The 22,700-nt window shown below is 70.0% G+C and carries 23 protein-coding genes; 15 read left to right on the top strand and 8 right to left on the bottom strand.

What is annotated here, in order from left to right; all coding sequences use genetic code 11:
- Window positions 1–10: 10 nt before the first annotated feature.
- The 3 genes from DXZ73_RS01050 to DXZ73_RS01040 are packed head-to-tail and all read right to left on the bottom strand — an operon-like array spanning window position 11 to window position 2,545.
- On the bottom strand, window positions 11–688 hold the full coding sequence (locus DXZ73_RS01050) for a response regulator transcription factor (protein WP_116209177.1): 678 nt from the start codon (window positions 686–688) through the stop codon (window positions 11–13).
- Window positions 689–695: 7 nt separating this feature from the next.
- On the bottom strand, window positions 696–1,838 hold the full coding sequence (locus tag DXZ73_RS01045) for a sensor histidine kinase (RefSeq protein WP_116215343.1): 1,143 nt from the start codon (window positions 1,836–1,838) through the stop codon (window positions 696–698).
- Between the two features lie 41 nt (window positions 1,839–1,879).
- Window positions 1,880–2,545, bottom strand: coding sequence for a response regulator transcription factor (locus DXZ73_RS01040; RefSeq protein ID WP_116209176.1), 666 nt, complete (start codon window positions 2,543–2,545; stop codon window positions 1,880–1,882).
- A 124-nt stretch (window positions 2,546–2,669) separates the two neighbouring features.
- On the opposite strand from DXZ73_RS01040, the gene DXZ73_RS01035 reads away from it, so the two are divergent.
- From DXZ73_RS01035 to DXZ73_RS01020, 4 genes are read left to right on the top strand one after another with little or no spacing between them, the layout of a single operon-like run.
- Complete coding sequence (locus tag DXZ73_RS01035) at window positions 2,670–3,155, top strand: hypothetical protein (RefSeq protein WP_116209175.1); 486 nt, start codon at window positions 2,670–2,672, stop codon at window positions 3,153–3,155.
- Entirely contained in the window at window positions 3,145–4,236 is a 1,092-nt protein-coding gene (locus DXZ73_RS01030) for a peptidoglycan-binding protein (protein WP_116209174.1), read from the top strand. The genes DXZ73_RS01035 and DXZ73_RS01030 overlap by 11 nt, the downstream gene beginning before the upstream one ends.
- Entirely contained in the window at window positions 4,233–4,970 is a 738-nt protein-coding gene (locus DXZ73_RS01025) for an ABC transporter ATP-binding protein (RefSeq protein ID WP_116209173.1), read from the top strand. The genes DXZ73_RS01030 and DXZ73_RS01025 overlap by 4 nt, the downstream gene beginning before the upstream one ends.
- Window positions 4,967–6,166 carry an ABC transporter permease gene (locus DXZ73_RS01020; protein ID WP_116209172.1) on the top strand — a complete coding sequence of 400 codons (1,200 nt, stop codon included), beginning with the start codon at window positions 4,967–4,969 and terminating at the stop codon, window positions 6,164–6,166. Before DXZ73_RS01025 ends, DXZ73_RS01020 begins: the two co-directional genes overlap by 4 nt.
- A 219-nt stretch (window positions 6,167–6,385) precedes the next feature.
- Here DXZ73_RS01020 and tgmC read toward each other — a convergent pair whose 3' ends face one another.
- From tgmC to DXZ73_RS01005, 3 genes are read right to left on the bottom strand one after another with little or no spacing between them, the layout of a single operon-like run.
- Window positions 6,386–7,585, bottom strand: coding sequence for an ATP-grasp peptide maturase system methyltransferase (gene tgmC / locus DXZ73_RS01015; RefSeq protein ID WP_116209171.1), 1,200 nt, complete (start codon window positions 7,583–7,585; stop codon window positions 6,386–6,388).
- Entirely contained in the window at window positions 7,582–8,559 is a 978-nt protein-coding gene (gene tgmB / locus DXZ73_RS01010) for an ATP-grasp ribosomal peptide maturase (RefSeq protein ID WP_116209170.1), read from the bottom strand. Before tgmB ends, tgmC begins: the two co-directional genes overlap by 4 nt.
- Before the next feature lie 6 nt (window positions 8,560–8,565).
- Window positions 8,566–8,832, bottom strand: a complete 267-nt coding sequence (locus DXZ73_RS01005; RefSeq protein WP_240351049.1) for a putative ATP-grasp-modified RiPP — start codon at window positions 8,830–8,832, stop codon at window positions 8,566–8,568.
- 158 nt (window positions 8,833–8,990) lie between these two features.
- Between DXZ73_RS01005 and DXZ73_RS01000 the strand changes: the two genes are divergently transcribed.
- Window positions 8,991–10,577 carry a DUF6087 family protein gene (locus DXZ73_RS01000; protein ID WP_240351047.1) on the top strand — a complete coding sequence of 529 codons (1,587 nt, stop codon included), beginning with the start codon at window positions 8,991–8,993 and terminating at the stop codon, window positions 10,575–10,577.
- Between the two features lie 9 nt (window positions 10,578–10,586).
- Window positions 10,587–10,730 carry a hypothetical protein gene (locus tag DXZ73_RS37785; RefSeq protein WP_162889931.1) on the top strand — a complete coding sequence of 48 codons (144 nt, stop codon included), beginning with the start codon at window positions 10,587–10,589 and terminating at the stop codon, window positions 10,728–10,730.
- Between the two features lie 268 nt (window positions 10,731–10,998).
- On the opposite strand, the gene DXZ73_RS00990 is transcribed toward DXZ73_RS37785, so the two are convergent.
- Both DXZ73_RS00990 and DXZ73_RS00985 read right to left on the bottom strand, forming a co-directional pair.
- Complete coding sequence (locus tag DXZ73_RS00990) at window positions 10,999–11,682, bottom strand: ABC transporter ATP-binding protein (protein ID WP_116209168.1); 684 nt, start codon at window positions 11,680–11,682, stop codon at window positions 10,999–11,001.
- Between the two features lie 3 nt (window positions 11,683–11,685).
- Window positions 11,686–13,149, bottom strand: coding sequence for an ABC transporter permease (locus tag DXZ73_RS00985; protein ID WP_116209167.1), 1,464 nt, complete (start codon window positions 13,147–13,149; stop codon window positions 11,686–11,688).
- A 237-nt stretch (window positions 13,150–13,386) separates the two neighbouring features.
- Between DXZ73_RS00985 and DXZ73_RS00980 the strand changes: the two genes are divergently transcribed.
- The 9 genes from DXZ73_RS00980 (at window position 13,387) to DXZ73_RS00940 (ending at window position 22,692) form a co-directional block, all read left to right on the top strand.
- Window positions 13,387–14,049 carry a response regulator transcription factor gene (locus DXZ73_RS00980; protein WP_116209166.1) on the top strand — a complete coding sequence of 221 codons (663 nt, stop codon included), beginning with the start codon at window positions 13,387–13,389 and terminating at the stop codon, window positions 14,047–14,049.
- Window positions 14,046–15,302, top strand: a complete 1,257-nt coding sequence (locus DXZ73_RS00975) for an ATP-binding protein (protein WP_240351045.1) — start codon at window positions 14,046–14,048, stop codon at window positions 15,300–15,302. Before DXZ73_RS00980 ends, DXZ73_RS00975 begins: the two co-directional genes overlap by 4 nt.
- A gap of 243 nt (window positions 15,303–15,545) precedes the next feature.
- On the top strand, window positions 15,546–17,084 hold the full coding sequence (locus DXZ73_RS00970) for a peptide MFS transporter (RefSeq protein WP_116209165.1): 1,539 nt from the start codon (window positions 15,546–15,548) through the stop codon (window positions 17,082–17,084).
- A gap of 88 nt (window positions 17,085–17,172) precedes the next feature.
- Window positions 17,173–17,940 carry a GntR family transcriptional regulator gene (locus tag DXZ73_RS00965; RefSeq protein WP_116209164.1) on the top strand — a complete coding sequence of 256 codons (768 nt, stop codon included), beginning with the start codon at window positions 17,173–17,175 and terminating at the stop codon, window positions 17,938–17,940.
- A 118-nt stretch (window positions 17,941–18,058) separates the two neighbouring features.
- Window positions 18,059–19,180, top strand: coding sequence for a TIGR03364 family FAD-dependent oxidoreductase (locus DXZ73_RS00960; protein WP_116209163.1), 1,122 nt, complete (start codon window positions 18,059–18,061; stop codon window positions 19,178–19,180).
- 5 nt (window positions 19,181–19,185) lie between these two features.
- On the top strand, window positions 19,186–19,872 hold the full coding sequence (locus tag DXZ73_RS00955; protein WP_425315805.1) for a phosphonatase-like hydrolase: 687 nt from the start codon (window positions 19,186–19,188) through the stop codon (window positions 19,870–19,872).
- 1 nt (window position 19,873) lies between these two features.
- Window positions 19,874–20,941, top strand: coding sequence for an ABC transporter ATP-binding protein (locus tag DXZ73_RS00950; RefSeq protein ID WP_116209161.1), 1,068 nt, complete (start codon window positions 19,874–19,876; stop codon window positions 20,939–20,941).
- Window positions 20,934–21,908, top strand: a complete 975-nt coding sequence (locus tag DXZ73_RS00945; protein ID WP_116209160.1) for a 2-aminoethylphosphonate ABC transporter permease subunit — start codon at window positions 20,934–20,936, stop codon at window positions 21,906–21,908. Before DXZ73_RS00950 ends, DXZ73_RS00945 begins: the two co-directional genes overlap by 8 nt.
- Window positions 21,895–22,692: an ABC transporter permease gene (locus tag DXZ73_RS00940; protein WP_116209159.1), complete on the top strand. Its 798-nt coding sequence runs from the start codon at window positions 21,895–21,897 to the stop codon at window positions 22,690–22,692. Before DXZ73_RS00945 ends, DXZ73_RS00940 begins: the two co-directional genes overlap by 14 nt.
- The last annotated feature ends 8 nt before the right edge of the window (window positions 22,693–22,700 follow it).

Here is a 22,700-nt window from a genome sequence, read left to right as displayed (position 1 = left end):
CACCAGGCGGTCACAGGGGCCCGAAGCGATAGCCGAAGCCACGGACGGTCTGCACATAGCGCGGTGTACCCGGCACATCCTCGATCTTGAGCCGCAGACGTTGGACGGCCGCATCGACAAGACGGTGTTCGGAGACCCGGTCGTAGCCCCAGACCACCTCGAGCAGTTCTTCCCGGCCGAAGACCCGGCCGGGGGTCGCACTGAGTGTCAGCAGCAGCCGCAGCTCGGTCGGCGGCAGCGCCATCTCCACACCACTCTTGCTGACCACCAGCGACGCACGGTCGATGACCACCTCACCGTGCTGCTCACTGTGCTCGCGGGGCATCGGATCGCTGCGCCGCAGCACCGCGCTGATGCGTGCCGACAGGACACGTGGCTGTACGGGTTTGACGACGTAGTCGTCGGCACCCGCTTCCAGGCCTGCGACCACGTCGATGTCGTCACCGCGTGCGGTGAGCATCAACAGCGGCACGGGCCCGGCCGCCCGGATCCGGCGGCACACCTCGAAGCCGTCCATCCCGGGCAGCATCAGGTCGAGCACGACGACTTCGATGCCGCCCGCGCCGAGACGCCGCAGCCCCTCCTCACCGGTGCCGCAGGCGGCCACCTCGTGTCCCATCCGGCGAAGAGCCATCTCCAGGCCGATGCGCAGGGCGGGGTCGTCTTCGATCAGGAGCACGTGAGACATGGGGCCATTATGGATATGCCCCAAAGGTGACGTGTACGGTCAGGCCGCCGCGGGGATTGGCTTCGGCTTCGGTCCGGGCGCCGTGCGCGCGGGCGATCGAGGCGACGATGGACAGTCCCAGCCCCGCACCCTCACCAGGTCCGCTCAGGCGTTCCCGGAGGCGCCGGAAAGGCTCGAAGAGGTAGGGGACGGTTTCCGGTGGGACGTGGGGGCCGGTGTTGGTGACGGTGAGGGTGCGGTCGTGGACGTCGACCTGGACGTGGCCGCTGTCGTGGTTGTGGCGGACGGCGTTGGAGACGAGGTTGCGGACCAGGTGGGCCAGGAGCACCGGGTCGCCGTCGACGCTGAGGGGTGCCGTCCGGGCCCGGACGGTGATGTCACGTGCGCGGGCGTCCTTCGAGGCGCCGCACTCGGTCGCGACGGTGCGGGCGAGTGCGGCGAGGTCGACGGGTTCCCGGCGCTCCAGGCCCTGGTCGGAGACGGAGAGCAGCAGAAGACCCTCGATGAGGCGCTCGCTGTCGTCGGCGACCTCGATGAGCTTCCGGCGGATGCGCGCGACGGCGGCCGGATCGCCGGTGTCCAGCCCGATCTCCGCCGCCGCCCGCTGGATCGCGAGGGGTGTGCGCAGCTCGTGCGCGGCGTTGGCGGCAAAGCGCTTCTGCGCGCCGACGAGCTGCTCCATGCGGTCGAGCATGTCGTCGAAGGTATCGGCGAGCTGTTTGAGCTCGCCCGCGGGGGCGTCCAGGGCGATGCGCTCGTGAAGGTTCTCGCCTGAGAGCCGCCGGGCCGTATGGGTGATCACCCCCACCGGTCGCAGCACGCGTCCCGCCATCCACCAGGCCAGTGCCACGGAGATGACGGCGAACACACCCAGGGCGATCAGCGAGACGGTCAGCAACCGGTTCTGGGCGGCCTGCTCGGCGGCCTGGGTGAAGGTCTCGATGCTCCGCGAGCGCACTTGGTCGCTGGGGTGGAGGGGCCCGGGATAGGCGGGGGCGGGTGAGGAGGAGGCGGCCGGTGCCGGGACGCCGCTCACGGGCCTGACGGCCACGGCCGTGCTGATCGAGGAGTACAAGCCCTCGCGGACGAGGAAGTTGACCAGGCCGATGAGCATGCCTCCGGCGAGCACGAGCAGCCCGCCGTAGAGCATGGTCAGCCGGGCCCGTTCCCCGCCGGGCAGCCGGATGCGCTTCACGCCGGGCCGCCCACGCGGTAGCCGTGGCCGGGCACCGTCTCGATGACCTGGGGCTCGCCGAGTTTGGCGCGGAGTTTGCTGAGGGCGACCCGTACGACGTTGGTGCCGTGGCCCGTGTGCTCCTCCCACACCTGGTCGATCACGTCGTCGCCGCCGACGACGGCGCCCTCGGCACGCATCAGTACCTCCAGCACTCCGAACTCCTTGCGGGACAAGGAGAGGTAGCGGCCGTCCCTGAAGGCCTGCCGGCGGGCCGTGTCCAAGGTGATGCCCGCGCGTTCGATGACCGGCGGCAGCGCGGGGTGGGTGCGCCTGCCGAGCGCCAGCACACGGGCGAGCAACTCCTCGTAGGCGAACGGTTTGGCGAGATAGTCGTCCGCGCCCAGGCCCAGGCCTTCGACGCGCTCCCGTACGGAACCGGCGGCGGTGAGCATCAGTACCCGGGTCAGCAGGCGCTGCTCGACGACGCGCCGGCACACCTCATCGCCGTGCAGGCCGGGCAGATCGCGGTCGAGGACGAGGACGTCGTAGCCGCCCTGGCACAGCCGTTCCCATGCCTTCCGGCCGTCGTGTACGACGTCCGCGGTCAGGGCATCGCGACGCAGCCCCTCGGCGATCATGTCTGCCAGGAACTCCTCGTCCTCCACGATCAGTATGCGCATGACGTCAGGTGTACCTGAAGGCGACCTTTCGTCGTTGTAAACCTCTCCGTTAAGAGAAACGAAATGCGGACGTGTGCCAGCCTCCGTGCTGTCGGTCTCCCATGTTCGGACACGGAGGAAATCCATGCGGAACGGCAAGTACGGCATAGCGGCATCGGTCCTGGCAGGGCTGGCGCTGTTCGCCACGGCCTGTGTCGGCGGTACCGAGAATTCGGGCAAGGACAGCAGTTCCAAGGGCTCGGACTCGTCCGGCAAGGACAATGAGGCCGATGCGGCGTACAAGTACCGTGACTGCCTGCGCAAGAACGGCGCGAAGGTGACGGAGCCCAAGGACGAAAAGCATGCCATGGGCATCGAGGGTGACCCCGAGAAGGTGAAGAAGGCGATGAAGGCGTGCGCCGACCTGCCCGGTGGGCCGGGCAAGGGTGAGATATCCCAGGCCGACAAGGACAAGGCCCTCAAGTTCGCCCAGTGCATGCGCAAGAACGGTATCGATATGCCGGACCCGAAGTTCGACGGCGGTGCGATGACATCGCAGCGTCTCCCGGAGAACGACAAGGGCAAGTTCGAGAAGGCGAACAAGGCGTGCAGTGATCAGAATGGCGAGTGAGGGCAAGAAGTCCCGCAAGAAGCCGGTGATCGTCTCGCTGATCGTGGCGACCGCGCTGGCGGGCGGGGCCATGGCAGTCTCGGCTTCCGGCGGTGACGGCACGAGCCAGGAGAACCGCACGGACGGCCTGCCGCAGAAGACCGACTCGGTCAAGCGGCAGGACCTGAGCAGCCGCACCCAGGTGGACGGAACCCTCGGCTACTCCAAGGAGCGCAAGCTCAACGGCGGGGCGCAAGGCACTCTCACCTGGCTCCCGGACACCGGCACGGTGATCAAACGCGATGAGCCCCTCTACGAGGCCGACGGCAACAAGGTCCGGCTCATGTACGGCGAGCGCCCCATGTACCGGAAGCTGAAGGCCGGGGACAAGGGCCCGGATGTCAAGCAACTGAAGGAGAACCTCCGCGACCTCGGCTACGGACAGGGCCTGTCCGTGGACGAGCAGTTCACCTCCGGCACCGCGGACGCGGTCAAGCGCTGGCAGAAGGCGCACGACCTGAAGCAGACCGGCGAGACCGGCCCGGATCAGATCGCCTTCGCACCCAGCTCCGTGCGGGTCAAGAAGAAGGAGGCGGCCGTCGGCGACCAGACCGGCCCCGGCCGCCCCGTCCTGACCACCACCGGATCCGAGCGCGAGGTGCAGATCAAGCTCGACGTGGCCGACGCCGATCTCGCCGAGCCCGGCACGCGGGTCGACATCACCCTGCCCGGCGGCGAGAAGGCCAAGGGCAAGGTGGCCTCCGTCGACCGCAACGTCAACAACGACGACAACAAGGAACAGGGCGGGCAGGACAAGGCGAAGGTCACCGCACGGGTGACCTTCGCCGACCCGGGGCAGGCCAAGGGCTTCGACCAGGCGCCGGTCTCCGTCGACATCGAGGGCGAGGTGCGCAAGGACGTGCTGACCGTGCCGGTCAACGCCCTGCTCGCACTGCCTGTCGGAGGCTTCGGCATCCAGGTGGTGGAGAACGGCAAGACCCGCGAAATCCCGGTGAAACTCGGCATGTTCGGGGAAGGCAGGGTCGAGATCAGCGGATCCGGCCTGACGGAGGGCATGAAGGTCGGAGTGCCCAAGACATGAGCACCGTCGTCGAACTGAACCAGGTCGCCAAGGAGTACCCGGGCGGAGTCGCGGCGCTGCGCGGGGTGGACCTGCGCATCGAACGCGAGGAACTGCTCGCGATCGTCGGCCCGTCCGGGTCGGGCAAGTCCACGCTGCTGCACATCGTCGGCACCCTGGACCGGCCCACCGCCGGCTCCGTCACCATCGCGGGCCACGACGTCGCGACCCTCTCCGACCGTCGGCTGTCCGCGCTGCGCGCCCGGCACATCGGCTTCGTCTTCCAGTCCTTCCACCTCGTGCCCGGAGTCAGCGCCCAGGACAACGTCGCCGAGGGGCTGCTCTACTCCGGCCTGCCCCGCGCCCAGCGCCGTGAGCGCGCGGCCCACGCTCTGGAGCGGGTCGGCCTCGCCGACCGGATGCACCACCGCCCGCACGAGCTCTCGGGCGGGCAGAAGCAGCGCGTGGCCATCGCGCGGGCGGTCGTCGGCGAGCCGGATCTGCTGCTGGCGGACGAGCCGACCGGCGCGCTGGACTCCGCCTCCGGCGAGGCGGTCATGGAACTGCTCCATGACCTCAACGCCGAGGGCGCCACCATCGCCGTGATCACCCACGACAGCGAGATCGCCGAGGCACTGCCCCGCCAGGTACGCATCCGCGACGGCGAGGTCGTCGCGGACCTGCGGGCGGGCAGCGATGCCAGGGCGGGAGGCGATACCTCGTCGGACGGGGCCGAACGGGGTGAGGGCCGATGAGCGACGACCGGCTGTCCTCCGCGCGGCTCAGCCCCCGCGACGTCTTCCACGTCGGGTCGGCGGGTCTGCGTACCCGGCCGATGAGGGTCGTGCTGTCCGCGCTGGGCATCGCCATCGGTATTGCCACCATGATCGCGGTGGTCGGCATCTCCGCCTCCAGCAAGGCCCAACTGCTGCAAGAGCTCGACAAACTGGGCACCAACATGCTGAAGGTCACGCCCGGCGAAGATCCGTTCAGTGGTGATTCGGTGAAGCTGCCCAAGGACGCGCCCGGCATGGTCGGCCGCATGCCCGGGGTCGAGCACGTCGGCGCGACCGGAGACCTGGAGCAGACCGTCCGGCGCAGCGAGAAGATCTCCAAGGACGAGACCGGCGGCATCACGGTGAAGGCCGGCACCGAGGACCTCCTCAAGGCCCTGCGCGGCACGGTCGGTTCGGGCACCTGGTTCAACGACGCCACCGGGCGCTACCCGTCGGTGGTGCTCGGACACGTCGCCGCCGAACGCCTGGGCATCACCACACCGGGTCAGCAAGTTCTCATCGGCAGCCAGTACTTCACCGTCATCGGCATCCTCGACCCGCTCCCGCTGGCCTCCGAGATCGAGCGGGCCGCCCTGGTGGGCTGGAAGGGCGCGGGCAAGCTGCTGGGCTTCGACGGACACCCCACCCAGATCTACGAGCGGTCCACGGACGCCTCGGTCGGCACGGTCCGCGGCCTGATCCCCCGTACCGTCGACCCCGAGAACCCGAACAACGTACGGGTCACCGACCCGTCCTCCGCCCTCCAGGCGAAGGCCGCGACCGAGGGGGCCTTCACCAACCTGCTGCTGGGACTGGGCGGAGTGGCACTGCTGGTCGGCGGTGTCGGAGTCGCCAACACCATGATCATCTCGGTGCTGGAGCGACGTCACGAGATCGGACTGCGCCGCTCCCTGGGCGCCACCCGGGGGCAGATCCGCATCCAGTTCGTCACCGAGTCGCTGCTGCTCTCCGGGCTCGGCGGGCTGGCCGGAGTGGTGCTGGGTTCCGTGGCCACGTATGTGTACGCCGTCTCGGGCGGCATGCCGTGGGTGGTGCCTCCATGGGCCGTCGCCGGAGGCTTCGCCGCCACGCTGTTCATCGGCACGGTGGCCGGCCTGTACCCGGCGGTCCGGGCCGCCCGCCTCTCCCCGACACTCGCCCTCCAGGCCGGTTAGGACGTACCTGATGGGCCGGTGAGGAGACGCGGGGCTGGCAGCTCCGCACTACTGCCGGCCCATCACCGGCCCTCACGAGGGATCGCCGCGCCGCCGACGTCCGGGCCGCCGAGTGCGGTGATCCCTGGCCCGCACCCCGCACTCCATGACCTGGTGCCCGGGCGGAGGCTGTCACGCTCCCCGCCCGGGCACCAGGAGACCGCAGCCCCTGACCGCCGGTCAGAGCCGGGGCAGCGGCAGGCCGGGCAGCTGCGGGTGCCGCAGCTGCTGCCCGCCGCCGTCCACGCGCAACGTGAACGTCTCCGGACCCGGCTGGCCTGCCTTGTCGTAGGCGTCCAGCACCGTCTCGATGCGCTCCCACAGCCGCACCGGGCCACCCTCGCGTACCTCCCACCGGCCGCCCGCCGGGGTGAGGGTCGCGGCGGAGCCTGTCGTCACGTCGACCAGGTGCATCACCTCGCCGACCGTGACCAGTTGCGCGTCGGGCACCGCGCATTGGGCGAGGAACCGACGATGGAACGTCTCCTCGGTCGCCGCCGTGATCCGCTCCGGGGAATGCCGGGCCGTACGGCCCTTCTCCGGCAGGCCCGCGGCCCAGTGGGCGGGGTTGCCGAAGGCGGGGGAGGCGTGGGTGCGGGCGGACATGAAGGAGACCGTGCCGGGCAGCAGCGGTCCGTCGGCGGTGTCGTCGCTGTGTACGGTGATCAGGACGCGAGCGTAGCCGTAGAGCCAACCGGAGAGGGTGAGCAGGATCTTCCCGCCCGGTCGGGTCTGGGCGAGGAGGGCGGGCGGGACGGCCCGGAAAGAGCAGGCGGCCACGATCCGGTCGAAGGGCGCCTCCGGCCAGTACCCGTACAGACCGTCGCCTACCGCCAGGGTGGGGGTGTACCCGCAGCCGTACAGCGCGCTCGCCGCCTGCTCCAGCCGTCGGCCGTCCACCTCGATGCTGGTGACGCCGGCGGATGATCCGAGCCGTTCGCAGGCCAGCGCGGTGGAGTAGCCGGTGCCGGTGCCGATCTCCAGCAGAGTGTGCCCTTCGTGGACGTCGGCGTCGGCCCACATCCGCACCACCAGCGACGGCAGGGTGGACGACGAGGTCGGGGCCCCGCCGTGCCGCGCCTGCGGGTTCTTCCAGTCGGGTTCGTCGCCGTCGAACTGGGTGATCAGCGTGGTGTCGCAGTACGCGGCGGCCAGCCACCGGGCGTAGTCCCTCTCGGCGGTAACCGGCTCCCACGTCGTCAGCCCTTGCTCGTCGCGCCGGTCGGCGGGCAGGTAGAAACCGGGCACGAAGCGGTGCCGCGGCACGGTTGCGACCGCCTGCCGCCAGGCCGGGTCGGCGAGCACGCTGTCCTCGGCCAGGGCCTTGGCCATCGCGCCGCGCAGCCGCGCGGCGTCCGCGTCGCTGGGCATCGTCGTCATGCCCGGCCTCTTTCGGGGGTGAGGATGTCGGCGAACGCCTCCGCGATGGCGTCGGCGTCGGGCAGCCACGCCCACTGGCCATTGGGGTTGCACTCGATGAACACCCAGTCCTCCCTGCTGTCGCCGGGCCCGGTGAGGGCGAAGTCGAAGCAGCCGAAGGCCAGACCGAAGGCCGTCAGGTACTCGTGCAGCGCCGCCTGGATAATGGCGGGGACGGCGATGGGGGTGTGCTCCAGCGCCTTCCAGTCGCCGCGGCGCCAGTCCAGCGCGCCGTCGGGGGAGCTGATCTGCTGGGCGAACACATGCTGGCCGACCACGGTGACCCGCACGTCGCTGGTCTTGGGGACCTCGGCCTGGAAGAGGTGGACGGTCACCGCGAGGGAGTCGTCGAGGGTGGCGGGGTCGATGCGCTGGGTCCAGATCGCCCCGGCGTGCCCGTCTTCGTCTTGGGGCAGGCCGCGGAAGGTCTTGTAGATGACCGGGCCATACTCGGCGGTGAACTTGGCCGCGGCCTCGGCGTCGTTGGTGATCAGCGTCTCGGGCACCGCGAGGCCGAGCCGGGCGGCCCTCTGGAGCTGGGCGGGCTTGAAGTCGGCGGCCGTCACCGCAAGCGGGTGGTTGACGTAGCGGACGCCGTGCAGATGGTTCAGGACGCCGCCGAGGCCGTGCCGGGCTTCGGCGGCGGCGAAGTCCCGGGCCTGGGGCGGCAGGTACGCGAAGCGGGTGATGTACGGGGTGGGGCGGCGGTAGTACACCGCCGCCACCTCCCCGAGCTCCACCTCGCGGCTGGCCGTGCGCAGCCGCCCGCCCCACACCGGGGCCCCGGCGCCGATGCGGGCGCTGAAGGACAGATCCGGTCCGATGTCAGCCACATCGACGCGGGCGACGGGCACCTCACGCTCGTTCAGCGTCTCGATCACCCAGTCCGCGGTGACGTCCTCCAGGGACGTGATGACCAGGACGAGGGGAGCCACGGCGTCTCAGTCCGACTCGTAGTCGGTGGTGACGTCGTCCTGCGTCTGCGGCTGCGGGTCCTTGCCGTCACCGCCGCCCGACATCGAGGCGGTGCCCTTGGTCTCCGAGCTCCCGTGCTTACCCATCTCGATGGCCTGACCGGCGGCGTCGGTGTAACGGGCCATCTGCGTGGCGGTGTCCAGCACGACCGCGGTGTACGGCAGCGGGGCCGCGGGCAGCCGGTTGGTCACCAGCCGCATCGCCCACGGCATTTGAGCGGTAGGAGTCGCCATAGTGCTCACCCTTCCCCTCTCAACGAAGCGGAAGCCCTTGCCTCCGCACGGGGAAGAATCCTCCCCGCGGGCCGGGCGCGGCCAGTACGGTAGATGCCGCGAACCGTGGCGAAAAAACCACGCTCCGTCACGCAAGAGTCGGGGAGGGCGAGACGGCGATGACCGGCAGATCCAGCAATCCGCACCTGGCACTGTGGGTCGCCGCCAGCGGTCTGTCCCACGGGGAGATCGCCCGCCGGATCGCTGCTGAGGCCGTCCGCCGAGGCCACCGGCAGATCACCCCCGACGCAACCCGCATCCGCCGCTGGGTCGATGGCGAGCGCCCCCGCCCGCCGGTGCCCGCCCTGCTCGCCGCCGTGCTTTCCGAAGCGGTCGGCCAGCCCCTTACTCCCGGTGATCTCGGCTTGACGGCCGCCGGGGCGGTGCTGGATACGATCGCCCTCCCGCTGCTGACCGAGGCAGCCGCCCAGACCCTGGCCGGATGGACGCAGATGGACCTCTTCCTGGACCGCCGCGACACCCTCAAACTCGCCCTCGGAGCCCCGCTGATCCTCGCCGCCGAACGCATGCTCGGCGGCACCGCCCACGCTATGGGCCACGGCACCAAGGGCTTCGACGCCGACACCGCCGCCGCGCTGGAGGAGGTGACCGCCTTCTTCACCACGGCGGACGCCGCCAGAGGCGGCGGGCTGTACCGCTCGGCGATCGTCGCCCAGCTCGCCGAGGCCGCCCGCCGCATCGAAAACGGCGTCCCGCCCTCCCTGAAGACCCGGGTCTTCGCCGCGACCGCCGACCTTGCGGCGCTCGGCGGATGGGTCAGCCACGACAGCGGCCGCTACGCGACCGCCCAGCGGTACTGGGCCTATGGCATCTACGCCGCCGGCGAGGCCGGTCAGCGCGACCGCGGGGTGGAAATCGTCACCCGCATGTCCCACCAGATGATCTACCTCGGCCACCCTCGCGATGCCCTCGGCCTGCTCGGCGTCGCGGCGAAGAAGGCGACCCTGCCCGCCACCAGGGCGCTGGTCGCCTCTCAGACCGGGCGGGTCCACGCGGCCCTCGGCGACGAGCGCAGTGCCGAACGGCACCTCGGCGCTGCCGACGACCTGGTCGCGGACGGCCTGGGCGACGCGCCGGACTGGGTGGCGTACTTCGACGCCGCCACTTCACCGATGCCCTCGCCCTGCGCAAACCCGGCTTCGACCGGGTCAAGGTCATGGACCATATCGGCCTGGCCGCCGCCCTCTTCGACGAGGGCGAAGCCGAGCAAGGCGCCACCGCGGCCCAGCAGGCCCTCGACGAGGCCGCGCGCGTCGACTCCACCCTCGTCGCCTCCCGCCTCAACACCCTGCTGGCCGCCGCCCGCCCGTACCGCACCGCCACGGTGGAGGACGTCCGCACCCGGGCGGCAGATCTCGCAGCTTCCCGTCCGACGACGGTCGCGGCCTGAGAGCATCGCCTCCATGGGCAAGCACTCCCGGCCCGGGCCGCCGAACCAGCTCTCCCGCGCTGTCCCCCGCCTCGACGCCGACGACCAGCTCGCGGCGTACAACAAGCGGCGCCGCCCGCCGCTGGACATCTACCGCCGCCACCGGCCGTTCCACGGCGGCGCCAGCCACCTCCGCCCCGACGAACCCAGGGCCCTGGAGCAGTGGGACGGGTTTTCCTTCGCCCCCGCCGGGACCGCGGCCGACCTCGCGGCGGCCCAGCAGTGGGTGAACGAAGTCAACTTGACCCGGCCGTAACGACCGGGTTTGGGGGTAGTGCCCAGCTGGCTGCTGGGTTGGCTCCTCCGTCCAGACACCCCGCCGTTCGCACTGAGCGACGCGCAGCCCATGGTGCGGGGAAAGATCCGCGAGTACGTCTCGCTGTACCGCCGCGCCCCGGGCGTACGGTGAACACATGGCCGCTCTCCGGCGCTGAGCTGGGCCGCCGTCGACGACGATGGTCAGTGCAACGGCCAGTCCACGGTGTGGCAGCACGGCCCGCGCCGGCTATGGGACGAAGCCGAGGCCGCTTGGACCTGGCACAGCACCAACGACCGCCCTGGACCGGGCCCGTTTGATCAGCGGTTTCCATCCCGTCGCTCACAAGGGTGAGGCCAGCACATCCGTCATCCGACGGTCGGGACAATCGCTTTCCGGCCAGGAGCGCCTCGTGGGTGGCTCAGCGCTGCGGGACGAGCCTGCCCGACTTCAGCTGAAGTATCTCGTCCGACGCCCCGGCGACCTCCCGGGAGTGGGTCACCACGATCACGCACTTGCCCTGGTCGTGGGCCAGCTTCCTGAACACTTCCACGATGTCGGCCGCGGTCTCGTGATCGAGGCTCCCGGTCGGCTCGTCCGCACACAGGATGTCCACCTCGCAGGCGAGCGCGCGGGCGATGGCCACCCGCTGCTGCTGGCCGCCGGAGAGCTGAAGGGTCCGGCGGTCGTGGTCCTGGGCCTCGATGCCCAGCAGATCGAGGAGCTCCCTGGCCCGCCGCTTCCTGTGGGTGCCCTTCACACCGGTGATCTCCATCGCCGAGGTGATGTTCTGGACCGCGGTCATGTACGTGAGCAGGTTCAGGGACTGGAAGACCGTCGCCACATGCCGGTTGCGGAAGCGGCCGAGGCCGAACCCGGCGATGTCTTCACCACGGAAGCGGACGGATCCGGACGTAGGGGTGTCGAGGCCGCTGGCCAGGGAGAGCAGGGTCGTCTTGCCGCTGCCGGACGCGCCGACGACCGCGTACATACGGCCCGCCTCGAAGGAGTGGGCCACGCCCTTGAGGATGGCGCGCTTGCCGTTACGGGTCGGGTAGGAGCGGGTGAGGCCGGTGAGTTCCAGCACGGGGGGCTGTGTGGCCATGGGTCAGTCTCCCTTCACGAGGATGTCGCGCGGGTTGAGGCGCAGGACGCGGATGCCGGGGATGAGGGTGGCCAGGGCGGCGATGCCGAGGCCGGTGGCGCCCACCTTGCCGATGTCGGCCATGCCGAGCTTGACGTCGATCTTGTCGATGGGAGCGGCTTCCGGCTCGCTGCCGGACGATCCGCCCTGCGGTGCGCCTCCGGATCCGGTGACGGCACTGTGGTCGGGGCCGCTGTTCGCGTCCGCGGCGGAGTCCTTGGCCGAGGACACCTCGCTCGCGAGAAGCCGGTCGCCGATGCCCTGGGACAGGAACTGGCTGCCCGCGGCGGCCAGTCCGATCGCCAGCAGCGCGCAAGCGACCACCTCCACGAGGTGCTGGCCGAGCAGCTTCGGTTTCTTCTCGCCCAGGGAGAGCAGGATGCCGAGTTCCTTGCGGCGTTCGCGCAGGGAGGAGGCGACGATGAGGGCGAGGATGACCGTGCCGGCCACCGCGACGAGCCAGACCGTGACGGTGGCGAAACCGGCGGTCTTGGTGATCGGGCCGACGAGGGTCTTGTACTGCTTGTCGTTGACGCTCAGGGGAAAGATCTTCAGGTCGGCCCCGGCCGCCTCGGCGTCCTTCTTCAACCGGTCGGCGTCCGCGGGGTCGTTCAGGGTGAACGTCGCCTGCTTGACCGTCGCGCCGCCGGCCCCCAGATCCTTGCCGAGCAGCTTCGTGGCGCCGTCCGGGGTGAGGTAGATCTGGTTGGCGGGGTCCATGATTGCCGGTACGTATTGCCCGCTGTCACCGGCATTGCTCTTGTAGATGCCGGCGATCGTGAACTCGAATTCGCTGGTGTTCCGCTTCTCGCCGGGCCCCGGCAGCGTTCCGACCTTGAGCTTGATCCGGTCGCCGACCTTGAGCTTGTTCTGCTTGGCCAGTCGTTCCTCGACGACGACCATGTCGGCCTTCGACCGGGGCCCGATACCGGAACCATCGACGATCTTCGAATCCCCGTTCCGGAACGCGCCGACGGAATTCAGATCGCGGACGCCGTCCGCCTTGAAGAAGTCGGTGCCGGCGGTGTCCTGACCGGCCGGCGGCGGGACCGGCTGGTAGAGCCTGGCGCTCTCGGTGGGTGAGGCACCGGATTCCGTCGTGTAGTTGCACTGCGTCACGACCGGCGATGCGCAGATCTTGTCCACGAGGCTGCGGTGCAGATCACCGGCGGTACCTATGAGGCCAGGCGTGGCCCCGCCGCCTCGGGACTCCATCTTTCCGGACTCCATGAGGGCATTGATGTCCAGCTGCATGGTGGCCACGGCCCCGACGCGCTGCTTGGCGTCGGCCGCGGCGCGTGCTGCCGCCGACTGGATCAGGAAGCCCGACAGGACCAGCGTGCAGATGACGAAGAACAGGCCGATCAGCATCAGGGCCTTTCCAGGATGGCCGCTGAGGCGCCACCACGCCCGTTTGAACAGATTCATTACATCTCCCGGTGAACGGACTCTCCTGAACAGCTATGCACGCTAGGCGAAGCGGGATTTGAGCGACTTTTGCGCCGTCCCGTACCGGAGCACCGGCTCATACACGGATCTAACGCGGTATCTGGTAGAGCTTCTGGGGATACCGAAAATCCCGGCCCCGGCCGGTCCGTCCCCGGAATTCACCCGCCCCACGGATCGGGTAATTCTCATCGAGATCTCAGGAAAAGGTTGTCGCCCGTGCGTGTGCTGGTGGTCGAGGACGAGGAGTACATGGCCCGGGTCCTGGAGATGGGGCTGCGGAGAGAGGCGATCTCGGTCGACACCGTGCACGACGGGGCGACGGCCCTGGAGCGGTTGGCGGTCTACGACTACGACATGGTGCTCCTCGACCGCGACGTGCCGGGTGTCCACGGCGACGAGGCCTGCCGCCGCGTCATCGCCATGGGGCTGAACTGCCGGATCCTGATGCTGACCGCCGCGGGCCGGCTCGGTGACAAGGTCGAGGGGCTCGGCCTGGGGGCCGACGACTACCTGGCCAAACCGTTCGACTTCCCCGAGCTGGTGGCCAGGCTGCGGGCGCTGTACCGGCGCAGCCCCATGGTCCACCCGCCCGTGCTCACCTTCGCCGACGTCAGCTTCGACACCCACCGTCGCCGCGTCGCCCGCGGGGGCTCCGAGGTCCGGCTGACGCCGAAGGAACTGGCCGTCCTGGAACTCCTGATGCGTGCCGACGGAGGCGTCCTGAGCGCCGAGCACCTCCTGGACAAGGCATGGGATGCCCAGGCCGGCCCCCACACCAACGTGGTACGGCTCGTCGTCCACACACTGCGCAGAAAACTCGGTGAGCCGCAGGTGGTGCACACGGCTGTCAACGCCGGCTACTACCTGGGGACCGGGTGAAGACGGCCGGACTGCGCGCAAGGCTGTGGCCGGGGCGACGTGAGAGGCGGGCCGGGCGCGGCGCACGGCGGCGGGCGCCCGGCATCCACGGACGGCTGTTCCTGTGGTTCGCCGGTGCTCTGGGTGCCTCCGGGATCCTGATGGTCACCGTCATCTACATCGGCATCCGCTTCGTCCCGACCTACGACCTGACCACCCCCGTCAACGCTCCCTCCGGTGACCACGGGCAGGCGTACGCGCAGCCGGTCCCGCCTGGTCAGCGGTCCGGGTTCGCAGCGGCCGACCAGGGCGGGAAGGTGCGTACCAAAGAGGACGTCTGGGCGACCGTGCTCGCCGTATCGGTCACCGGAATGCTGCTCGTGATGGCCGCGGGGCTGGCCGCGGTCTGGTTCCTCTCCCGGCGGCTGCTGGCTCCCCTGCACACCATCAGCCAGGCCGCGGCGAAGGCGAAGGACGGCGACCTGCGGTACCGCATCAACGCCGACGGCCCCGACGACGAACTCAAACGACTCGCCGACACCTTCGACGCGATGCTGGTCCGCATCGAGGGATCCTTCGCCGCTCACCAGCGCTTCGCCGCGAACGCCTCGCACGAACTACTCACCCCCCTGGCCACCACCCGCGCCATCCTCCAGGTCGCGGCCAACGACAGCACCGGCGAGGAGCTCGCCGAACTCGCCCCGATGCTGGTCGAGACAAACGAACGCAACATCACCATCGTCAAGGCGCTGCTCGAACTCGCCGAGGCCGACCACGCGCAGTTCGATCCCGGACCGGTCGACCTGGCGGCCCTCGCCGCCGGCGCCGTCGGCGAACGGGCTCCCCGGGCCGAGGCGGAGGAAGTCGGGCTCGGCCTCGAGACGGAGACCGAGGGCTGCGCCGTCAGCGGCAACAGCACGCTGCTGCGGCAACTGGTGCTCAACCTGCTCGACAACGCGCTCACCCACAACGTCCCCCAAGGATCGGTGCGCCTCGCGGTCCACCGGGACACCGCCGTGGTCCTGGAGGTCGGGAACACGGGGCCCAGGGTCGACGACGATCTCGTGGACCGGCTCTTCGAGCCCTTCTACCGGGTGCGTACGCGGCTGGCCGGTGGCCGTTCCGGCCACGGCCTCGGACTGGCCATCGTGCGCTCGATCGCCGTGGCCCACCACGGCTCCGTCACGGCCACCGCCAACCTTGACGGCGGGCTCACCGTCCGGGTCGAGCTTCCGCCGTTCGCGCGGCTCCCCGACGGGCCCGCGCGGCAGTAGCCGAGCCCCCCGAAACCCAAGGTCATCCATTTGTGTCAACCTTTGGCCCCGCTTTGAAGCCGAAGGTCCCTGTTGTGTACAGGGCAGAGGGCCTCACTCTGGAGCCCAGTCAATGACCTCTTGACCAGGTCCGCCGCTCGAAGCCCGAGTGGGGGCGTGGATCCCGGACGCTGCTGCTCCGGTGCTGGTCACCCATCGGACGCGCTGTCGCTCTCAGGCGTCCCGACCGTTCAAGGAACCCCTATGGCGTCCCTCCCCACCAAGGGCGCGGCCGAGCACAGCGGGCTGGAAGCCTCTGAGCAGAGCGGCAAGACCTTCTTCGGCCACCCACGCGGGCTGGCCGTACTTTTCATGACGGAACTGTGGGAGCGCTTCAGCTTCTACGGTATGCGAGCGCTCCTCGTGCTCTACCTGATCGCCGGTGGCCCGGACGCCAAGCCCGGCAGCCAGGGCGGCGGGCTGGAGATGCCCCAGGGCAGCGCCATCGCGATCTACTCCGTCTACCTGGCGATGGTCTACCTGCTGGCCCTGCCCGGTGGCTGGTTCGCCGACCGGGTCTGGGGGCCGCGCAGGACCGTGGCCGTCGGCGCGGGCGTCATCATCGCGGGCCACCTGTCGCTCGCGGTCCCCGGGCAGGCCATGTTCTTCGCGGGCCTGGCCCTGGTCGCGCTGGGCTCGGGCCTGCTCAAGGCCAACATCTCCACGATGGTCGGTCACCTCTACGACGGCCCGAAGGACCCGCGCCGCGACGGCGGCTTCACGATCTTCTACATGGGCATCAACCTCGGTGCCTTCATCGCTCCGCTGGTCATCGGCACCGTCGGCCAGACCGTCGGCTGGCACCTGGGCTTCACCCTCGCGGCGGTCGGCATGGCGCTGGGCCTGGCGGTGTTCCTGATCGGCACCCGCCACCTCAGCCCGCAGAGCAGCGTGGTCCCCACGCCGCTGCCGGCCCAGGAGCGCAACGCCTGGCTGGTCAAGGGGCTGATCTGGTTCGCGATCGCCGTCGTCTTCTACGGCGTGGTCGTGGGCACCGGGAACTTCACCCTCAACTGGGCGCTGGTGCCGATCACGCTGCTGGGCCTCATCCTCCCGGTCGCGGTCCTGGCGCGCATCAAGCGCGACAAGGAGCTGAGCGAGACCGAGCAGTCCAAGGTCAGCGGCTACCTCTGGTTCTTCGTGGCCGCGGCCGTCTTCTGGATGATCTACGACCAGGGCGGTTCGACGATGGCCGCCTTCGCCGAGACGAAGTCGGCGGACACGGTCTTCGGTCTGGGCTTCCCCTCCAGTTGGTTCCAGTCGCTCAACCCGCTGTTCGTCATGGCGCTGGCCCCGGTCTTCGCCTGGCTGTGGCTGTGGCTGTCCCGCAAGAACCGGGAACCGAACACCGTGGTCAAGTTCGCCATGGCGATGCTCCTCGTCGGCGGCTCGTTCTTCGTCTTCGTCGTCCCGATGGCCATGGCGTCCGACGGCACGAAGGTCAGCCCGATGTGGCTGGTCTCGATCTACCTGATCCAGACCGTGGGCGAGCTCTGCCTCTCCCCGGTCGGCCTCTCGGTGACCACGAAGATGGCGCCGCAGAAGTACGCGGGTCAGATGATGGGCGTGTGGTTCCTCGCGGTGACCGCGGGCGACTGCGTCACGGGTCTGCTCTCCCTGGCCGGTGTGGACCTCAGCGGCACCGGGGTCATCGCGGCCGAGGCGGCCCTCGCGGCCCTCGCCGGCTTCGCGGTCTTCATGTACCGCAAGAAGGTCACGGCTCTCATGGGCGACGTCCACTGACCTCGAGCGGGGTGTGCTCCGCACAGGCGTCGGCCGGTCCTGTCAGCGGACCGGCCGACTCCTATGCCCGGGGTGCGAATATGGCCCCGTGGACTACCTGAACGATCAGACACCTGGCGCACCGATCCGCTCCGGCATCCCCGAGCACGGACGCATCCCGAAGTACTACGCGGTGAAGGTCGAAATCGCCGCGCTGCTCGGCGAGTTGGGCGAAGGCGGGCTGCTGCCCACCGAGCGTGACCTGGCGCTGCGTTTCGAGGTCTCCCGGGAGACCGTGCGCCAAGCGCTGCGTGAACTGCTCCTGGAAGGGCGGGTGCGGAGGCTGGGGCGGGGCACGGTCGTGGCGGGCCCCAAGCTGGAGCAGCCGCTGTCGCTGGCGAGCTACACCGAGGGTGTGCGCAGGCAGGGGAAGCGGCCGGGGCGCCACCTGATCGGTCTGGACCGCTTCCCCTGCCCTCAGGCCCTCGCGAGTGAGCTGCAGCTTCATGTGGGGGATCCCGTATGGCACATGGAACGTGTACTGCTCGCCGATGACGAACGGGTCGGGCTGGAGAGCACCTATGTCGCCGTCGAGCGGGTGCCCCGGCTGGATTCCGATTTCGAGCCCAACTCGTCCTTCTACTCCTACCTCTACGAGCGGCTGGGTATCGGCTTCGGAGGTGCGGACGAGCGGCTGGAGACGGTGTTGGCCACACCGCGTGAGGCCCTGCTGATCGGGACGCCGCCCGCACTGCCGATGCTGCTGATCCACCGCAACTCGCGTGACACGCGAGGCCTGCCGCTGGAGCGGGTCAGGTCGCTGTACCGGGGCGACCGGTTCTCCTTCACCACGCAGCTGGGCGCCGCGCCCCGCTGAGGTGCCACTCGTTTGATAACGAAGCGATAACTGGTCTTTGCTGGTATTGCAGGCCTGTTCACCTTCTCGACTCCTTTGCCCCAGATCCAGTTCACGGGCTTCGTCGAGTGTCGAGGCCATGCGAGTCATAGTCGTCGGAGCCGGCGTGCTGGGAACCATGCACGCCTGGCAGGCAGTGGAACGTGGCCACGAAGTGGTCCACATCGAGCGCGAGACCGAGGCGCGAGGTGCCTCGGTCCGCAACTTCGGACAGATCTGGGTCAGCGGCCGCGCGGGCGGTGAGGAACTGGCAACGGCCCTGCGCGCCCGCGAACTGTGGGAGGACATCGGAACAAACCTCCCCGAGCTGGGCTTTCGCGCCATCGGTTCGCTCACCGTCGTCCGGAACGAGGCCGAGCGGGCCGTCGCCGAGGCCGCCACCCGGCGCCCCGACGCCACCGCCCGCGGCTGGGAACTCCTCGGCCCCGACGAGGTCCGGGAAATGAACCCCGCGCTGCGCGGCGACCATCTCGGCGCGCTGTGGTGCGAGCGGGACGCCGCCGTCGAACCGCGCACCGCCCAACGCGTCCTGAAGAAGGCGCTGTTGGCCTCCGGCCGCTACACCTACCTCGGCGGACGCGAAGTACGCGAGGTGGTGGGGGAGCGCGCCGTACGCGACGACCACGGCGAGGTCCACCACGGCGACGTGGTGGTGCTGTGCACCGGCGCATGGCTCGGCGGACTCGTCCGCGAGCTCGTCCCGGACCTGCCGGTACGACGCGTACGCCTCCAGATGATGCAGACCGACCCGCTCGGCGAGGCACTGACCACCTCCGTCGCCGACGCCGACAGCTTCCGCTACTACCCCGCCTACGCGAGCGAAGCGCTGGACACCCTGGCCGCGGCACAGGCCCAGACGCCGACCGCCGCCGAGCACAAGATGCAACTGCTGATGGTGCAGCGCACCGACGGCTCTCTCACCATCGGCGACACCCATGAATACGAGGCACCTTTCGCCTTCGACGTGGTCGAGGAGCCGTACGAGCACCTGCGCACCGTCGTCGAAGCGATCCTCGGCAGGCCCCTCCCCAGGATCCGCCACCGCTGGGCGGGCGTCTACGCGCAGTGCACCGACACCTCCCGCGTCGTCCACCGGCAGCAGGCCCGCGAAGGCGTATGGCTGGTCACCGGCCCCGGCGGCCGCGGGATGACCTGCTCCCCGGCGATAGCCGAGAAGACCGCGAACGAACTGGGATGGTGAGCGAGTTGAAGGAACGTATCTCCCTCGTGGTGCTGGACATGGCGGGCACCACCGTCGCCGACGGGGGCCTCGTCGAGCAGGCGTTCGGCGCCGCGGCCCAGCGCCTGGGCGTCGAACCGGGCAGCACCGACCACGCGGAGAAACTGGACTACGTCCGCGCCACCATGGGCGAATCCAAGATCTCCGTCTTCCGGCACCTCTTCGACGACGAGACGACGGCCCAGCGCGCCAACACCGCCTTCGAAGAGGCCTACGCGGAACTGGTCGATGGCGGCCGCATCGCCGCCATACCCGGAGCCCGTGAGGCCGTCGAGACGATGCGCGACGCCGGCCTGACCGTCGTGCTGACCACCGGCTTCGCCCGCGTCACACAGGACGCGATCCTCGACGCACTCGGCTGGCACGACCTGGCCGACCTGACCCTCTGCCCGGCCGACGCGGGCGGCCGCGGACGCCCCTACCCGGACATGGTCCTCACCGCGCTGCTGCGCACCGGCGCCGCGGACTCCGTCCGGCAGATCGCCGTCGCCGGGGACACGTCCTACGACATGCTCTCCGGAAGCCGCGCGGGATCGGGGATCGTGGCCGGAGTACTGACCGGGGCACACGCCGACCAGGCGCTGTGGCACGCCGGCGCCACCCACGTACTGGCCTCCGTGACCGAGCTTCCCTCCCTGATCGGAGGGGAGTGACATGGCCGGCGCGCCGGGAGCGGGCATCCGCTTCGAGGGCGTGTCGGTGGTCTACGGCAAGAACACCGTCCTGGACGACTTCGACCTGACCGTGGAGCCCGGCGAGGTGATGGCCCTGCTCGGGCCGTCCGGCTCGGGCAAGACCACCGCACTGCGGGCGGTCGCCGGATTCGTCCGGCCCGCCTCGGGAAGAGTCCTGATCGGCGGCCGGGACGTCACCGGACTGCCGCCGTACCAGCGCGGCATCGGCATGGTCGTCCAGCAATACGCGCTCTTCCCGCACATGCGGGTGGCCGACAACGTCGCCTTCGGACTGCGGGCCCGGAAGGCACCCCGGGGAGAGATCGCCGGACGGGTGGCCGAGGCCCTGGAGATGACCGGCATGGCCGACTACGCCAAGCGCTACCCGAGAGAGCTCTCCGGCGGACAGCAGCAGCGGGTCGCCATCGCCCGCGCCCTCGCCATCCGCCCGAAGGTCCTCCTCCTGGACGAACCGCTCTCCGCGCTCGACGCCCAGCTCCGCTCGGGCATGCTCGCCGAACTCGCCCGGCTGCACCGGGAACTGCCGGATGTGTCCATGCTGTACGTCACCCACGACCAGGTCGAGGCCCTGACACTCGCGGACCGCATCGCCGTCATGGACAAGGCGAGGCTGCGGGACTGCGGAACACCGCAGCAGCTTTACCGCAGCCCGCGCACCGAATTCACCGCGTCGTTCGTGGGCAACGCCAACCTCCTCCCCGTGACGGTGGGTTCCACGGGCACCGTGGACTTCGCGGGCACGCGGCTCTCGGTCACCACGGGCGAGGCCGCCCACGGGGCGAGCGCCACACTGTGCGTACGCCCGCACCTCGTCGGCCTCGGAGACGGCCCCAACGCCCTGCGCGGCACGATCACCGAGGTCCAGTGGCGCGGCTCCACCCACCGGCTGTACGTGGACGTGGCCGGCCGGCGTCTCAAGGCCGACCTGCGGGAACTGCGCGAGTCCCCCGCACCGGGCGACGAGGTCACCTTGAACTTCGCCGCCGAGGACGCCGTGCTGATCGGAGCGGGAGTCGCCCATGCCTAGCGCGGCGCACCCGACCCCCGCCACGGCAGAGCCGCGGTCAGCCTCCGTCCTCACCCGCGGCTCGTTGGTCCCCTTGGCGCGCGGTGGTGGGGAAGGGGCCGGCCGGGGGCCGCGGGAGACCGCCGGGACCGTACGCGCACCGGCCCGGTCGGTGCCCCGGTTCGTATGGGCGCTGCCGCCCGTCGCGGCCCTGGGACTGATCTTCCTTTATCCGCTCGCGCTGGTCGTCCAGCAGTCCTTCACCACCGCGGAGGGCGAGACCTCCCTCCAGCCCTACGGCACGGTCTTCGCCTCGGAGGCGTTCAGGGAAGCCCTCGGCACCACGGTGTGGCTGGCCGTGGGATCCACCGTCGGCTGCCTGCTGCTCGGCTTCGTCCTCGCCCTGATCATCGCCTTCGTGCCGTTCCCCGGAGGCAGGGCGGTCACCAAGTTCATCGATGTCTTCCTCTCCTTCCCCTCCTTCCTGATCACCCTCGCCCTGCTGTTCATCTACGGCACCGTGGGCATCGCCAACGGCCTGTGGACCGACGCCACGGGCGCCGCGAGCGGCCCCTTCCAGTTCCTGACCACACCGTGGGGCGTACTGCTCGCCGAGATCACGTACTTCACACCGTTCGTGATGCGGCCCTTGCTCGCCGCGTTCTCCCAGCTGGACACGGCGCAACTGGAAGCGGCGTCCTCACTCGGCGCACGGCCCGCACGGATCGTGCGCCAGGTGATCCTCCCCGAGGCGCTGCCGGCGCTGGCGGCGGGCGGAAGCCTGGTGCTCGTCCTGTGCCTGAATGAGTTCGGCATCGTGCTGTTCACCGGCGCCAAGGGCGTCACCACTCTGCCGATGCTCGTCTACAGCAAGGCCATGCTCGAATCCGACTACACGGCCGCCTGCGTCGTGGCAGTGGTCAACATCGCGATCTCCGTGGGTCTGTACGGCCTCTACAGGATGGTGAGCCGACGTGTTGGTGCATAGCCGTAGGGGCCGCTGGGCCTCCTGGGCCGTCTTCTTCGGCCTCGCCCTGCCGGTCTTCGCACTGCCCCTGGGAGTCATCGCGGCGGCGTCCTTCGCCACACACTGGTCCGGTGTCTTCCCCTCGGGGCCGACCCTGGACAACTACTCCTCCGCCACACGGGGCGAGTCGTTGCAGGCGCTGATCACGAGCCTGGTCACCGCGGCCGGCGCCAGTCTGCTGGCGCTGACGCTGGGAGGCTGGGCCGCTCTGTCGGCGGCCGCGCTCGGCAAACGAGGCCGGAGAACACTGGAGGCGCTGTTCGTGCTGCCGGTCGCCGTCCCGTCGGTGGCCGTCGGCCTGGCCGTACTGGTCGCATTCAGCAAGCCACCGATCCTGCTCAACGGCACCCCCTGGATCGTGCTCATCGCCCACACCGTGCTGGTCACCGCCTTCGCCTACCAATCCGTATCCGCCGCCGTCCGACGGCTGGACCCGGCGTACGAGCAGGCCGCGGCCAGCCTCGGGGCCCGCCCCTGGTATGTGCTGTGGCGGGTCAGGATCCCACTGCTGCTGCCCTCGCTCAACGCCGCGGCGGGCCTGTGCTTCGCCCTGTCCATGGGCGAGTTGAGCGCCACGATGATGCTCTACCCCCCGGACTGGGTCCCCCTCCCGGTCCAGATCTTCACGGCCACCGACCGGGGGGCGCTGTTCACCGGCTCCGCCGTCGCGGTCGTGCTGATGGGAACGACGATGCTCGTACTGCTCGCCGTCTCCCGCATCCGCACCAGAGCCACCTACAGATGATCACCGGG

Source organism: Streptoverticillium olivoreticuli subsp. olivoreticuli (genome assembly GCF_003391135.1).
GTDB classification, from domain to species: Bacteria; Actinomycetota; Actinomycetes; order Streptomycetales; family Streptomycetaceae; genus Streptomyces; species Streptomyces blastmyceticus.
The sequence above is the reverse complement of the archived record's forward strand: the minus strand, read 5'-3'. Positions and strand labels throughout refer to the sequence as shown.

Excerpts from the sequence above, each read along its gene's own strand:
- DXZ73_RS01000 (WP_240351047.1), top strand. The coding sequence starts at position 8,991 with ATGACCGGCAGATCCAGCAATCCGCACCTGGCACTGTGGGTCGCCGCC.
- DXZ73_RS01020 (WP_116209172.1), top strand. The coding sequence starts at position 4,967 with ATGAGCGACGACCGGCTGTCCTCCGCGCGGCTCAGCCCCCGCGACGTC.
- DXZ73_RS01045 (WP_116215343.1), bottom strand. The coding sequence starts at position 1,838 with ATGCTCTACGGCGGGCTGCTCGTGCTCGCCGGAGGCATGCTCATCGGC.
- DXZ73_RS01050 (WP_116209177.1), bottom strand. The coding sequence starts at position 688 with ATGTCTCACGTGCTCCTGATCGAAGACGACCCCGCCCTGCGCATCGGC.
- DXZ73_RS01025 (WP_116209173.1), top strand. The coding sequence starts at position 4,233 with ATGAGCACCGTCGTCGAACTGAACCAGGTCGCCAAGGAGTACCCGGGC.
- DXZ73_RS01030 (WP_116209174.1), top strand. The coding sequence starts at position 3,145 with ATGGCGAGTGAGGGCAAGAAGTCCCGCAAGAAGCCGGTGATCGTCTCG.
- tgmC (WP_116209171.1), bottom strand. The coding sequence starts at position 7,585 with ATGACGACGATGCCCAGCGACGCGGACGCCGCGCGGCTGCGCGGCGCG.
- DXZ73_RS00945 (WP_116209160.1), top strand. The coding sequence starts at position 20,934 with ATGCCTAGCGCGGCGCACCCGACCCCCGCCACGGCAGAGCCGCGGTCA.
- DXZ73_RS01035 (WP_116209175.1), top strand. The coding sequence starts at position 2,670 with ATGCGGAACGGCAAGTACGGCATAGCGGCATCGGTCCTGGCAGGGCTG.
- DXZ73_RS00960 (WP_116209163.1), top strand. The coding sequence starts at position 18,059 with ATGCGAGTCATAGTCGTCGGAGCCGGCGTGCTGGGAACCATGCACGCC.
- DXZ73_RS00985 (WP_116209167.1), bottom strand. The coding sequence starts at position 13,149 with ATGAATCTGTTCAAACGGGCGTGGTGGCGCCTCAGCGGCCATCCTGGA.
- DXZ73_RS00970 (WP_116209165.1), top strand. The coding sequence starts at position 15,546 with ATGGCGTCCCTCCCCACCAAGGGCGCGGCCGAGCACAGCGGGCTGGAA.
- DXZ73_RS00950 (WP_116209161.1), top strand. The coding sequence starts at position 19,874 with ATGGCCGGCGCGCCGGGAGCGGGCATCCGCTTCGAGGGCGTGTCGGTG.
- DXZ73_RS00990 (WP_116209168.1), bottom strand. The coding sequence starts at position 11,682 with ATGGCCACACAGCCCCCCGTGCTGGAACTCACCGGCCTCACCCGCTCC.
- DXZ73_RS01040 (WP_116209176.1), bottom strand. The coding sequence starts at position 2,545 with ATGCGCATACTGATCGTGGAGGACGAGGAGTTCCTGGCAGACATGATC.
- DXZ73_RS01005 (WP_240351049.1), bottom strand. The coding sequence starts at position 8,832 with ATGGCGACTCCTACCGCTCAAATGCCGTGGGCGATGCGGCTGGTGACC.